The sequence below is a fragment of the Marinobacterium lacunae genome (assembly GCF_000705555.1).
Lineage (GTDB): Bacteria > Pseudomonadota > Gammaproteobacteria > Pseudomonadales > Balneatricaceae > Marinobacterium_D > Marinobacterium_D lacunae.
On record NZ_JMQN01000011.1, the window covers coordinates 1 to 14,763 of the forward strand.

General features: G+C 52.8%; 9 protein-coding genes. All 9 read right to left on the bottom strand.

The genetic code is table 11. The annotated features are described in order from the left end of the window. Positions 1–77: 77 nt before the first annotated feature. Entirely contained in the window at positions 78–983 is a 906-nt protein-coding gene (locus tag ADIMK_RS01140) for a DUF4123 domain-containing protein (RefSeq protein WP_036182636.1), read from the bottom strand. Continuing rightward, positions 983–2,968, bottom strand: coding sequence for a type VI secretion system Vgr family protein (locus tag ADIMK_RS01145; RefSeq protein WP_036182638.1), 1,986 nt, complete (start codon positions 2,966–2,968; stop codon positions 983–985). Before ADIMK_RS01145 ends, ADIMK_RS01140 begins: the two co-directional genes overlap by 1 nt. A 77-nt stretch (positions 2,969–3,045) precedes the next feature. Further along, complete coding sequence (locus ADIMK_RS01150) at positions 3,046–3,564, bottom strand: Hcp family type VI secretion system effector (protein ID WP_036182640.1); 519 nt, start codon at positions 3,562–3,564, stop codon at positions 3,046–3,048. 192 nt (positions 3,565–3,756) lie between these two features. After that, positions 3,757–4,899: a type VI secretion system ImpA family N-terminal domain-containing protein gene (locus tag ADIMK_RS01155; RefSeq protein ID WP_081849613.1), complete on the bottom strand. Its 1,143-nt coding sequence runs from the start codon at positions 4,897–4,899 to the stop codon at positions 3,757–3,759. 58 nt (positions 4,900–4,957) lie between these two features. Next, positions 4,958–8,518: a type VI secretion system membrane subunit TssM gene (gene tssM, locus ADIMK_RS01160; protein ID WP_036182644.1), complete on the bottom strand. Its 3,561-nt coding sequence runs from the start codon at positions 8,516–8,518 to the stop codon at positions 4,958–4,960. 15 nt (positions 8,519–8,533) lie between these two features. Further along, positions 8,534–9,946, bottom strand: coding sequence for a type VI secretion system protein TssA (gene tssA / locus ADIMK_RS01165; RefSeq protein ID WP_036182646.1), 1,413 nt, complete (start codon positions 9,944–9,946; stop codon positions 8,534–8,536). A 2-nt stretch (positions 9,947–9,948) separates the two neighbouring features. Next, positions 9,949–10,611 (bottom strand): type VI secretion system-associated protein VasI, encoded by a 663-nt coding sequence (vasI, locus tag ADIMK_RS21615; RefSeq protein ID WP_081849614.1) that lies wholly within the window; start codon positions 10,609–10,611, stop codon positions 9,949–9,951. After that, entirely contained in the window at positions 10,611–12,167 is a 1,557-nt protein-coding gene (locus tag ADIMK_RS01175) for a sigma-54 interaction domain-containing protein (RefSeq protein ID WP_036182648.1), read from the bottom strand. Before ADIMK_RS01175 ends, vasI begins: the two co-directional genes overlap by 1 nt. Further along, on the bottom strand, positions 12,167–14,755 hold the full coding sequence (gene tssH / locus ADIMK_RS01180; RefSeq protein WP_036182650.1) for a type VI secretion system ATPase TssH: 2,589 nt from the start codon (positions 14,753–14,755) through the stop codon (positions 12,167–12,169). The genes ADIMK_RS01175 and tssH overlap by 1 nt, the downstream gene beginning before the upstream one ends. Positions 14,756–14,763: the final 8 nt, after the last annotated feature.

Consider the following 14,763-nt stretch of genomic DNA (forward strand, 5'->3'; position numbering starts at 1 on the left):
CGATGTCAGACATGGATCGGATCTATTACACCCACAGGCGACGCCGATGGGATGGGGACAAGCTGTCATGGCACCTCCTATGCCGGGATATACCCAAGTTCCTTATTCAACAGTGTTTCCGCGCGATAGCTGCCTGGGTTTTTTGTGTCTGAAAGATGCCGATGCCAGGCGACAGGCATATCCTCAACCCCGAGAACCCTTCGCTTTACAAAAAGTTCGGCTAACCCGGTTAGTGAACGCGTATCGGTTATGCCCATCGGGGCCAACGCCTCAACTAGCTCTTCCGCAAGACACTCGGGATCGACGGCACTATTTTGAATGTCGGTCGCTTCCGTTACCGGGTCATCGACGCTTAGCGTATACACCAATTGTCCAGGCCTGCTCATCTCATCAGAATCGTTTTCCAAAAGCTGATGGCGAATACGGGCGGCAACACGTTGAAGCATTACCTGCCGGCTGCTCTTGAGCATCAAATCGTACTGAAACTGGTTAAGATGCAAAGGCCCCTGTTGTATGTAGGCCGTTTTCTGGAAAGGACGACGTTTCGCCTCAAAGCTCGCTGAACGGTACTGTCCTTGCGCGGTCGTCACAACTTCGATAATGGGGCCCAGAAAATCATGCAGTGCCCTAGCATCCAGGGAATCAAGAAGCCCCCATATAAGCCGCGGATCGTAGTATCGAATCAGCACGGGTTCTAATTGGCCGGGAATATAGGCCTTTAACAAGTGACGCAGATGATCACGCAAGGCTATTAATTCACTCGCCGACGATATCAGGATCCCCCAAGGGGTCTTTCGGGTTTTCAGCCATGCTGATACCTCGCTATCGACCCGCACAAGATAAGGCGCAACGGAGGCAAAATCGTCAGCTACCGGCTCATGAAAAAGACATACAACATCAGGGTTCAGGCTCTTCAGCATTTCCGGCACTGCGGGCTCCGCTGCTGCATCGAGAATCGCGAATGACTGTATTTCAGTAATCATCACAGCCCCTCAGCTGCCGGACAATGTGCCACGAATGCAGCCCCTTCTCCCGCGGCGGCTTTTAGAACAGCGGCGTTTGCCGGCATCGGAAGGCCACCTGGTGAGCCTCCCGAATTCAGATTGATCGCAGATCCTTTGATATCGACGCCACCACCATGGACAGTGACGAAACTCCCCCCAACCTGTAGCGTTATTTTGCTGCCGCTCTTGAGCGTGATATCACCATCGGCACTTAAACCAATGGCGCCAGCGACGCGTTGCGCCCAGTCACCACCAATGGAGTACAGATGGTCCTGATCGACTCGACCACGATATGCGCCTGTGGTCTTGTGGTCTTGGTCGCCCTCCACAGTGACCTTGCGATCGTTGGCAACAACGAGTGTTTCATCATGTCCGATACTTGTACTGCGGTTATATTCCACCCGCTCATCCTTCGAGTTGAGCACATGGATCGACATGTTTTTCTGGGCCCTGACATATATCTCCTCTTTATCCACCTCATCTTCGAATCGAAGTTCGTTGAAGCCATCGCCCTTATGGGTGTCCGTGCGCAGGACAGTGACCGTTTTACTGGCCGGAAGGGGATAGGGCGGCTTATTAACCGCATGGTACGTACGTCCGGTGATAATCGGCTGGTCAGGATCTCCCTCTAAAAAGGAGACAATCACCTCGTGGCCAATACGCGGTATGGCCATTACGCCATATTGTCCGCCTGCCCAGCCTTGGCTGACCCGGACCCAGCAACTTGATTGATCGTCGCTATGTCCATAACGGTCCCAGGGAAACTGGATCTTCACGCGACCGTATTCGTCGCAGTAGATCTCTTCATCGTCAGGACCTACTACCGTAGCTATTTGCGGTCCGTCAACTTTGGGCGGCTCCCATTTCAGAGACTGCCATGGCATATGGCCCTCAATAAGATGGAGGGTGTTTTGGTACGTCGTTGCAGTGGTACTGTTGGCCTCTTCCGCTGCGGCGCCCTGTTCTCCTGTGTGTGTTACAGCGACCAATAACCAGTCGCGGTTGAAAGCTGTTTCAGGATGATCTGTCAGATGAATCTTGTAACCACTGGCGGCAGCCATCTGGTTGGAAAATGCTTGAGCGGTTTCGCTACCACTGCGCAACGCGTGCAGACGTGCAACAGTTAGCAAACGCCCCTGATTGTCGCTTTTGTACCGTCCGGGATAATCATAGTGCTGGTAAAGCTGAGCAGCGTTCGACTGATGATGCTCAAGCTGTTGCCCTATATCGCGATTCAGAAAACTGTAGGCGGGGTTCTTGAAACTATAATCCTTCAGCTCAACGCTGCCCGGAGCAAGCTGCTTGTTGAAACTAAACCGGCTAACAAATGGAGTTTCACTTTGGCCGCCACTGGTGGCGTTATAAACGAAAGGTTGGCTTAATGCCGGCAGCTTGCTTGTGGAATCGCAAAAAACCAGTGTATGCCGGTCTTCGGAATGTTCGAAATACCAGAACAGCCCCGCCTCGGCGGCTAGTCTGGCGATAAACGCGAAATCCGATTCTCGGTACTGCACGCAATACTCGCGCTGTTCGGTTTCATAGCGGCTATCGCATTTGAATGCATAGTCTCTAATGCCCATCTCATCGAGTAGGGTACTGACAATAGAGATCAAGGACTGAGTCTGAAAGATACGGCTGTTCCGGCGCAGCATCAGGCGTGCGAAAGCAGGCACCAGAGTAAGCTCGTAACGGGTATGATGATACCCGCTATCCCCCCGTGTAAAACCGCTTATAACCCCGTGAAAACTTCGCAGATAAGCGCCGTCCTGCCACAGGCTTATCGCACCGGCACCGTCCACCAGATCCTCAGCCTCCAGGTCATCCCGACGGCTTAACAATGTCAGCTTCCCTTCAAATAAAGAGGACAGGTGCTCGCTGAAGGAAAACGATAACAGGTTGAAAGAATCGTCAGATTTAGTGTCGGCCTTGAAGTGAAAACGCAGCCCGCTGCCCCGGTAGGTCATCATCACGTCCTTGTCTGAATCCCTTGAGTTTCTGATCAAGGTGTGGACTGATCTGGCCAGTCCACACCTATCTACGCTCAGCCTTCGATCGGCTTACGCCAGTCATCCGAACCCGAGGTACCGGCGCTGACATGGTCCCAATCGATCTTGCGATACGCCATGGAAACCTCGATCAACTGCGTGAAATCCGCTTTTGCCGGATCCTGGCAGTGCGGCATGTTGCAGTTGATATCGACGATAGTGGCGCCTTCCAGACTGGTGGTAAAGAAGTGTTCCTGCTTGCCTTCGATGGAGGTGCGATACCACTTCAACTCAACCTTGGTCAGCTTCTCGCCGGAGGAGAGCGCGTTGTACAACAGCGGAACCGCCTTGTTCAGCGCCACGGTGAACTTGAACGGCTTGTGGACACGCTGCCCAGAAGGCATACCGGATTGAGGATCGGTGGGTACGGTGACGACGTGGTTGAATTCCTGTACCAGCATCTGGTCTTCGTGTCCCTCAACGAAGATGTCGCCCACGGATTCAGCGGTAAAGGCGCCAGCGGTGATGTGGCCCTGAGTCTGACCTTCGATAGAGATATAACAGGGTGTAGGCATTGAAAAATTCCTTTTCTGATATGGATGTGATCGAGGTTTGCATCCCCAAACCCCACCCCTGTTAAAGCAAGGGGCATGCCAGACCACAACACATTGTTTATAAAGAAGTTTTTTGTCACATACACTTTCGTCGAGCAAAATATTGCCCGAGATCAAGCAAGATATTGCCCAGCGGGCAAAAAATTGCTCGACTCATGAGTCTGGCGCCAGAGCGTCCTCAAGCGTTTGGCCAAGTCGCTGAGCCTGTAGACTTCGCTTTATCAGCAAAGACTTCAACTGGTTGTCCAAAAGGCTCAGCTCTTCTGCCGCCCGCATGGTCTCCCCTTTTTTTAGCAGGTCGTCAATGAAATAGGCTCGGCCCAGTATGGGAGATAGACTGCTGGCATACTGGTCCAGTTCACGCGCTTCTCGCCTGATGCTTGCCAGATCGGCATCGTTCCAACGTAACTGTTGTAACTGCCGGTTCAGGTTGGCAGCTCGGGTTCGATTGTCCTGAAAACGCTGGAAGTATTTATCCAGTTCCAGTAGATATCCAACCTGCTCTGGATAAACAAAAGGCTCTGTGACACTCAGGGGTTGCTTATCAAACACCTCATCGATTCTCTTCCACAGCGGCGGCTTCGCAATAGCATCCTTATCAGGGAAATACTCCTGCAACCTTCTCTCAACCCACAGAGCAGACAAGCCCCCCAAGACAAAAACGGCACTAAGCGCTAGTAGCCAGACATAAGGCTTCATGCGTGTGCTACTTGCAGCGCTATTGAGCATTACGGGGCTGTCAGCCGCTGCCGATGTGCCTTCGTGCTCACGCCTATCGAGCTTCTCGAAGACATGAAAGCCTATAGCATCAAGGTTTGGCATCTGCTCTGGTTGTTTGGCCCACATCAACTCAAATAGCTGCTGACAGGCGTATTCGCAGCGATACCAGTCACGGATATTGCCTGCCGTAACCTGCATCTGACTGATCTCCGGCAGCAGCTTTCCAACAGTCCAGTTAAGCAGTTCTGCGCGCTTGTCAGCGCTCATGCCCTCTTCCTGATGGGAGTGGACCAGTACCGTCAAAATCAGTTCCGTTCCTGAAGCGACACCTGATATGCCCCGCGTTTTACCCGCGGCAATGGCGAAATAGCAGGCAGACAATAGATCGGCACCTTCCGTTACTGCGATTTCTGCCGCCAGATCATATGCCTTGTCCCAATCAGGCCCACCACTAAACGGCGTGTGCTTACGGTTAATCTCGGCTCTTAGCTTCTGATATCGATCTTGTCCTCGGATCTGTGCCGCGTTGGCACAGACCCGAAAGCAAGCGGCATTGATCAACGATTGCGAAGTCACCTTTTACCCCAACTCGCTTCCATTAACGTTGAGTTCGCTCTCTTTGCTTGCCCGTCTTTCAATAGAGCGTCTTGGGCAAAACATAACGACTAAGCAACCGGGCGGTGAAAGGATTATTGCTATCTCGCGCATAGATGCGGTAGGAAACATCACCTCCATCAACACTGAATTGGTAATCAACACTGGTTCCGCTCGACCCCGTGATTTGCGAACTGTCCAACAGCTTGAAGAAAGCCCAGGGGCCACGATACGCCATGGATCTCGGCGACCGATTCACCTCGCTGGGTACCAACGTCAGCTTGCTCTCTGCCGCCTCTCTCAGCGTGTTTGGCCAAACCAGCTCAATGGCGCGTCGTGGACCATGAGCATACTCAACATATTGGCCATCAATATTGATCACGCTGCGTCGTTTATTTGAACTCATCTGCAACGGTTCAAGAGTGAACCGAACATCCAGATTTCCCTTGAGGTTAAAAAATGCGGACTGTATCTCTCTTGACTGCTCGATCGCCTGTAATACTTCATCGCGGATTAGTCGTTGATCGCCAATAGCTAGCTGATCGAGTTCTTGCGCGTTGTCTTCCACGAACACCCGCATCTGCTGATCGTAAAAACTATTCAGCGTGCCTTCCGGTCCGAAGAAACGTTCAAAATCTCGTATCGAAGCTTGCTTCTCGGCCTTGAGATTGAAGGGATATCGCGATGCCAGGTTGCGCTGAAAGTCCAAATACACCTCGTCATACCACCGCACCTCCAGTTCCTTAATGGCACTATGCAGTACAACCTTCCAGCTCTCGTGCGCGATCTGCGTCATCATGCTGCTCAGTGGTTTAGGTAATCCATCGGCTAGCCGTTCCAACACATAGATAGGATCGTTGTCCTTCAGCTTGAAGCGCTCCTGGGCAGCCTCGAGTGCCGCTTTTCCTGAATCGGGTGAATTTTGGATATCACTGAGATACAGGTGTAGTTGAGCAACCGCTTCTGTCACCTCATCCATATAGGCTGGCTTTGTGTCGTCCGATTCCAGCAGCTGGTTAAGATCGGCAAACCCAGCATCGATTTGCGATGCAACACGGTAGGACTCAGACTGCAATAACGTCTCACGCGCGATGTCGTCCTCTGGCAAATTTGGAAACAGCTGGGTGTTGGACTTCAACGATTCCAGCAACCGTTGCAGGGGCTTGTTACTTACAGAGAGATTATCCAGCACCAGTACCGCATCCCCGATATCCTTAAACGGCTTCAACTGAAATGCACTGAGCGCTCTTACCCAACTGCGGTGGTAGTCATTCGCGTATTGGGCGATTATTTCGCTACGCAGTGCCGCCTTGTCTGCACTGCTGAAGTCGGTCGTTTCTGTTTCGCCCAGCACCCAGCTATCGATGAGCGCCAATTCTGCAATAGCGTTACTCTTTGGAACCAAATATTGCTCCAACCCCTGCCGGGTCAGAAAACGCGGAATAAAGAACGCCTGGCTGTACTGGTCATCCTTTGGCAGTTCAAACACCAGGTCCTTAGCCGGCCCCGCTGTAAGGCGTAAATCGAGTGGTGCTTTGAGCGCATCGGCAGCCGACGCTTTAAGATACCGGTAAACGCGCTGCTCTATCGGCAGTTCACTGAGTTCTCGCTGAGTTCTCGCAACTAATGAATCAAAGGGTGCCAGAACTTCTATCGCCTCAGCATCGTTATTATCACGAGCACGCTGCAAGTCGGTATGCAGCAACGCATAGTCTAAATGCTTCATCAATTGCGTCTGCAGGGTACGGTTACCCTGATATGCTCGCTGCCAGACTTCGGTAAAATAGTCGCGGACGAAATGATCCCGGCGTCCACTCTTGTCCGCCAGCATTCGAAATACTCGCAGCATAGCCAGTTTCTCTTCGCTGCCTTCAGGTGCTACCGCAATTGCCCGGGCAACATTGCGTAGCAAAATAGGCAGATACTGATATGACAGTAGCTTTAAATAGGTCTCTTCCACCTCTGGACCGATGGCATGTCCCTGGTACAAACCTAGATCGGAAATCATCCGTGGCTTGTCTCGGAAAAAACCGAACTCCAATGTTGCTGCCCGTATCGTATCCAGTGGAGGAATCACATTGGGCGCTTCCTGATCGTAACGCAGCTCGTCAATCAGCGTGTTGTACTCATTGACTTTCTCCAACACAGCTTCGGCATGTGCACTGTTGAGCAAATAGTATCGATGCCAGCCACCTACCATCATCACAGTAGCGATGGAGCAGGCCAGAGCCGACAGCGCAATCAGGCGTCTTTTCTGTCTGGTAACCCTGCGGTTATCCGATGCCAGGCCAGACTCCGGGTAGATAATCCGGGTAAACAACGACCGGGTAAAATAGGGCGTTGAATTTTCGCTCTTCTGAGCGGAGTTGACAGAGTCGGTCAAGCCATAACGACGAGCAGCGCCGTCGACATAAGCATCCACCGGTACGCCTTGTTGAAACACAGAGGTCAGATAAACACCGCGCACCAACGCTGAAGTTGAGAACTGATCACTACTGAGAACATCACCGAAGAACTCCCGCAAGACGCCGTGCGCTCCCGCTATCTGACGAGAAAAGCTGTATATTGCCGCCCGCTCCTCTTTATCTCGGCACTGCAATAGTGCTCTGGGCAGACAGGCGTTTATACGGGAGATGAAACCGCTATATTCCTGATCAAACTCGCTCATCCAACGATCACTGTCGCTGACCGAGTCGAGAGAGAAAGTGAAGCCAAGAATTTCATCACGCTGCGACTGATTCAAGTGGCGAAAGAACGGTTCGAACCCAAGCATCAGATCCAACTTGGTCAGCGTTATATACACCGGCAATCGCGTTGTCAGCATTTCCATCAACTCGCGCAGTCGGGTACGCATGAGCTGAGCATAAGCCTTTCGCTCTGATACTGGCGCAGTCACTAGATCCGCCATATCCAATGTCAGTATTACGCCGTTCAGAGGACGGCGGCTTCGGTTTTTTTCCAGCCAGCCAACGAAATGCAGCCAAAGTCTACGCTCAACCTGGGAGTCAGAATCCGCTGATCCTGACTTTTGCGTCAGTAACTCGCCATCGGGATCGATAAGAACGGCTTCATCGCCGACCCACCAATCAAACGCGTAGGGGTTCTGTGATTTTTGGCCGGACGCCCGCATGACCGAAGAGAATGCAAAGGTTTGTCCAGAGCGGTTAATCAGACTGGTCTTGCCCGCATTCTCGCCACCCATTACCAGAAACCAGGGCAGTGTATAGAGATAGTTGCGGCTATTGAGGCTTTCTTTCATTTTGAGCATGACAGCGTTCAACTCACGCTCCTGACGCTCCTCAAGGCGTCGTACCGGGTCGACTTTAAGCCTTTCCGCATGCTGCTTCTGCGCGTCCACCTTTAGTAGCCGGCGCCACTGAACCAGTCCCCAGCATCCAAGACAGGACAACGAAAATATTGTACTGGCTATCGTCCTGGACAAAGCCGACTCCAGTGGTTTCTGCCCGTCAATATTCAGCCACGGACCGGCCCACCATATGCCTACATTCACCAGCACGAAGATAACTGCCAACAGAATAGGCGTGGCAGACTTGAGTTGCGGAACCACCCTTAACATCCATGTTTTAACCCCAGACCACATATGCGCTTCCCTGTACTATCCCTGTTTGACCTTGTTTTGTAAGCGAGACATCAGACTCGGTTCCCACGCTTTAAGATCTGTGCTCGACGCCTGTGTCAGCAACACCTGATATTCCAGATCAGCCATTGCCCCTAGCTGGTATTGCTCCTTCAACTCAGCCCCAATTAAACGCAGATAAAACCGGTCCCGTGGCTCACTGGCTTTATCGAGTTTTTGATTCAATGCACCTAGCGCAAGGGCTAGACCTCCTTCTCGTGCAAGTTCATGGATCTCCTTATCCAGCGTTACACTATCGTGTGCGCCGGAAACAGCAGACGACGTGCCGCCATTGGCCAACCATTGCTGAGTCTCTTTCGAAGCAAACGGAGTACCACCTTTGAATGTCATCTTCGCCAACGCAGGAAGACGCTCAACGAATGCAAGGGTCTCTTCTCGAATGGCATCAGCCCAGCCTTGCTGACCCAGCGACACTGCAAGTTGCGCACTCAGGTGGTGTCCGTCCAGCCAGAAAGGGCTAAGACTCAGGCTCTGCTCAATGCGCCTTAGCAACGCGAGATCCGGGCTTTTTTCCAGCTGAGTACGATACTCGGACACACGGTCACCCGAAGGCGGCATAAGGCTGGTTTCACCTTTATCGTTGGCATTTTCCGGAGCTGAAGTCAGACCCGACCAGATAGCGAACCGTCGCATGCGCAGGCTCAATGCCATTCCCGAAGGCGTTTCCGAAATGAAATCAGCTAACTTCAATAAGGCCTGGCGTGTGGATTTGTCACTGCTGTTATCAATCTCCAGTTTCGGAATATCACGCACCTCTGGCGCGGCCGAGATGGCTTGCCCCCTTTCCTCCGCCCGCCCAGCCGATGCTTTCTCCCGCCTCGGTTCGGCTTGAAGGCGCCGATCCAGTTGCGACTTGAGCTCTTCCAGCTCACTTACCGGCAACTCATGGTCCGCAGCCGTTTTGCACAGTTCCCCGAGAGTACGCTGCAAAATAGAACGCGTATCAGGGTCACAAAAGTCGGTATCCAAGCCATCTGCTGCTTTGACCGTACGTTGTACTATCTGGGAAAAGAACTTGCGTCTTGGCAATACTCCCCTTGGTCCAGGCACCGGATAGCAGCTTTCCCAGAACTCACGCATGAATGCCTGCAACAGTGCGAGCGAACAAGAGAAACGTTCAACACTGCATTGATATTGGAGGCACTGCAAAAGATGCGTCAGCAGTTTTAGATCCTTGGTCTTGCTCTCAAGCAAACGCATTGCCGCACGCTCGACCTCCAACCATTGCACTTCGCCATGCGACAGAGATCCGACCTTCATCATTTGGCTCTCGATGTAGTCAAAAAGCACATCATCGGTTAACCGCTCACCCACTGGATTGTCGTCACTGATCGGGCGAATCACTTTGTCGAGATACTGGTCCAACTCCATGCTCACCACCCACACTGACGACGTAAGGGCGCTATCTGCTCGCTAAGTCCGCGCGCGTCAAAACGCAATCCGTCAATCGCTTCGTCATTTGCGCGAAGACGAAGATCACCGGTACGCAACATCGCCTGCATTACCGCAATGGCCGGCAGTCCGCGACCACTACGTAGTATGTGACCGCTGTCGTCGCTGAGCCAACGTTGGGATAGCAGACGTCTGCCGTCAGCTTCCAGCACCACTTGGAGAGACCCTATGTCGATCGCTTTCGGCAGGGTCAACTCCACACGGCTGATATCATCGACGCAACTGAGCATAAGCACCGGTCGAGGCGGTAAAGCCCCCACGGCAGGCGCCGTAAGCCACAGGCGACGAGCATCTTCTGTTTTATGCCCCGGCATGAAAGCCACTCCATTTTGCGCCTCCTGACGCGTGGACTCGGTCTCCTGCGCAACCCGATACTCTTCTGGATAGCCTTGGCGGTCGGCAGTTTTCCTTGTGTGTAACTGAGTTACTGGGGTTTCGAATAGGGTATCGAAGCAGGAAAGCCGCTCTAACCGCGAGGTAATTCGTGTACACTCAACCGCCTGGTTTCTCAGAGAATCCGTCGACCAGGCATTCACCGTCCACCCCCACAGACAACAGAACAGCACGCCCTTAATCCTTGGCATTAATCCTCAACCTCCAATTTCTGGCACTTGTGAGAGAATGTCCTTTTGGGCAGCCCTAAACTCATAGCCGCCCTGCTTCTATCCCCCTTGAATACGCGTAATCTGGAACGGATGACCTCTCGTTCAAACTGAGCAACTGCTGACTTGAGATCCGATATCTTCGCGAACTTCTCTGCCGATTCAGTCTTTGCCTGCGGTTCAACCGAGTCCGTTTCAACCGCAGGCAAAGACTCTGAAGAGATCTCCACACCATCTGCGGTAAGTGCACAGGCATATTCCAGCATATTGCGCAGTTCACGCACGTTGCCCTGGAATCGGTGCCGTCGAAGAGTGGATAGTGCATTGAAACGGATGCCGGGAATTGCGCGATGATGCGTACAGTTAAACTGTTCTATGAAACAAGCGACCAGTTCGGGTATATCTTCTGCTCGCTCACATAGTGCCGGTATCCGTAGAGGAAACTGGCAGAGCCGATAAAACAGATCTCGACGAAACGCCCCGGTTTCAATCTCGGACTTGAGGTTTACGTGGGTCGCTGCAACCAACCGGAAGTCTGAGTATTCCTCAGACAGTGCTCCCAGCGCACGGTAGCGCCCCGTTTCCAGTACGCGTAACAGTTTGGACTGCAGACTGACCGGCATATCGCCGATCTCATCAAGAAACAGTGTTCCTTTATGGGCCTGTGCGACAAGCCCCTTTTTAGATCGATCAGCCCCGGAAAACGCGCCTTTACTGTAGCCAAATAGCTCCGACTCAAGCAGGCTTTCTGGAATCGCTGCACAATTGATCGCGACGAACGGCTTGTCCCGGCGATCGGAGAAATCATGTACGGCACGTGCGACTAGCTCTTTGCCTGTGCCCGTTTCCCCCTGTATCAGAACAGACAGTTTAGAACCGGCCACACGCAAAACGCCCAGCCTTAGGTTCTGCATATGCTCGGAACGCCCGACAAGGATCCCCCCCAGTGACGCCAAGTCAGACTCCTGCTGCCGTTGCTGTTCCATCTCAGTAATGGAAGCGGATAAGCTGGCCCCATACCCGCGCTGTTTAGACAGCTGTTGCAGCGTAATCCAATGACGGACGAAGACAGCCGAATATTGCTGCCACTCCGTTGAGGACAACACCGCGTGACTTTGCTCACGGCGCAGTTTCATACACAAAATCCCCCCAACCTGCTCATGCAACGCCAGGGGATATAGCAACAGCGCCTGCTCAGTATCGACACACTGACTCAAGCTGGCAAAACGGTCATGATCCTGCCAGTACGCCAATTTCTCTTTGGACAGCAGCATCGGCTCACCTGATTGCAACAGATGAGCAAAGGGGTGGCGGAAATCGGATACTTTTAGCTGCAATCCACTCTCCGCCTGCCGAGCAAGAGCGCCCAAGCCCGCCTCAACACTTAACTCACGACCGTCGACACCGCACACGAGAAAGAGAACACTATCCAACGTCAACGCATCGGATAATGTTTGCAAAAAATCCTGTAGAAGTGTCTCTCTTCGTCGATGCTCCAACAGGTTTGCCGCCTGAGCCAACCAGTGAGGGGTAGCCACTATGCCGCGTCTCCATAGAACTCTCCATCACGGCAGCCCAGGCGAATGTGTTGGACCTCTTCTTCAGCTGCCAGACGTTCAAGCAACGATAGAGCAAGCGGCGGTAACACCTGACCGTCAATAATCGCCTCAAGCATTCGGGCACCATTTTCACTGCGTGTAGAGCGGCGAAGAATCTCGTTGACCAACGCATCGTCATACAGGACCTCTGCTCGATAACGCTCAACCAGTCGCTGCTTCAGTGAATCCAACTTGTGCTGAATAATCTCCTTGAGTTCAGCCTCACCCAGAGGCAAGTAGGGTACAACCTCCATCCTTGCCAGCAACGCAGGCTTGAAAAAACTGGCAAGTTCAGGGTAAAGCACCTCCTCAATAAGCGCAGGGCGATCCTTGTATTCAACGATGGTCTGATAACCCAGGTTGGATGTCAGGAAGAAGAGGACATTCTGACAGTCAATGACCCGCCCTTCGCCATCCGCGAGCTCACCTTTGTCGAACGCCTGATAAAACAGATTCAACACATCCGGATGCGCTTTCTCCACCTCATCCAGCAGCACCACGGAATAGGGCATCTTGCGAATTGCTTCGGTCAGCAACCCACCCTCGCCATAACCGACATAACCTGGGGGAGATCCGATCAGCCGTGAAACTGTGTGTTTTTCTTGATACTCGGACATATTAATGGTCGTCAGAAACTGACGCCCGCCATATAACTGCTCAGCGATCTGGACGACGGTTTCCGTCTTGCCTACGCCGCTTGGTCCGACCAACAGAAACGCCCCTTTTGGTCGCCCCGCCCTGCGCAGATCTGCACGCGCGGTTAGCAGATTCGTGTGCAAACGAGCAATGGCCGCATCCTGGCCTTTAAGGCTTTGCGCCAACAATCGCGGCAAATGGGTGATTTTGTAGAGTTCGTCCTCGCTCATTCGAGATACCGGGACCCCAGTCCAATCCGCGATGACTTCGGCGACCTGGTCCTCATCCACATGGGGATAGATCATGCGCTGCTCACGACAAAGCCCTTCCATAGCTTGCTCGGCGTTTCTCAGGGACTGTTGGAGCTCACCCATCGCCTGTTCGTTATCGCTTTCCAGCACCTGACGGCGCAGCTCGATAACCTGAGCCACATCGTTCTGCTGACGCTGCCACTGCTCTTGTAGCTCCGTGTACTCCATGGCGATTCTGTCTTGCTCTTCGATCAGCAGACCCAGACGCGACTCATCAATTGGCTGCCCCAACTTTTGCTGACGCCGAAGCAGTTCAGTTTCCCTCTCTTGGCGGATGCGTATACTGTCCAGTTCCACTAACCGTTTAGGCGTAGAGCTCAGATTGATTGCTATCCGTGCACAGGCTGTATCAAGTACATCTATCGCTTTATCGGGCAGTTGCCGGCCCGGCAAATATCGCGCAGACAAGTAAGCGGCTGCGCGTAGCGCGCCATCCTGAATTAGTACGCCGTGAGCGGATTCATATACCGAGTGCAACCCTCGCAGTATGTTGATCGCCTGCTCTACACTCGGCTCCTCAAGCTTGACCAACTGAAAGCGACGAGTGAGCGCCGGATCTTTCTCGAAGTACTTTTTATACTCTTTCCAGGTGGTGGCCCCGACTGTTCGCAATTCCCCTCTTGCCAGCGCAGGCTTAAGCAGATTGGCAGCATCGCCGCCTCCTTCCTGATTTCCTGCACCAATCAGCGTATGCGCCTCATCTATAAACAGAATGATCGGGGTTGGCGACTGCTTAATCTCTTCAATTATGGCTTTAAGGCGCTTCTCGAATTCACCTTTAACCGACGCACCTGCTTGCAACAATCCCAAATCAAGAGACAGCAGCTCCACACCCTTAAGTGAATCCGGAACGCTGTTACCGTGAATCCGCAAGGCCAATCCCTCGACTACGGCACTTTTCCCCACCCCGGCATCACCGACAACGATGGGATTGTTCTTTCGTCGACGGCAAAGAATGTCAATCATTAAGCCGATTTCATCATCACGACACAGCACCGGGTCGAGCTTCCCTTGGCGCGCCAACTCGGTGAAGTTGCTCGTGAACTTTTGCAGGGCAGATTGAGCCTGATCACGCTGGACGGAACGCGACTCAACGATTGACGTGACAGACTCGGACGATGAAGCGGTAAGCGCGGAGAACTCACGTCTCAGTGTCTCTCGATTAAGACTAGCCAGTTGATCATGCAATGCCGTGGGCAGATAGCGCTCAGGATGCATCAAGGCCGCCACCAGCAAAGCCCCGGATCGCAACTCCTCTTGAGCGAGCTCTGTGGATGAAAGCAGCCATGCATCCTGCATGAGCTCAACGAGCATCGGTGAAAATGCGGGGCACGTATCCAAACTCTCATCCCGAGGTAGGGCCTCACCAACCGTCAGACGAACGACTTCGTTGCCAATACTTCCGGATTTCAACAACATACGCACGTCTGAAAGTGGATTATCGAGAAGACAGCTGAGCAGGTGCATGAAGGTCACTTCGCTGTTCTGGCGGGCGATGCACAGCGATGCGGCCTCCTCCATGGCTAATCGAGTGACAGCATTCAGCTTGCCGATCAAGGTTGTCAGTTCAATTCTAATCATCGACGGAG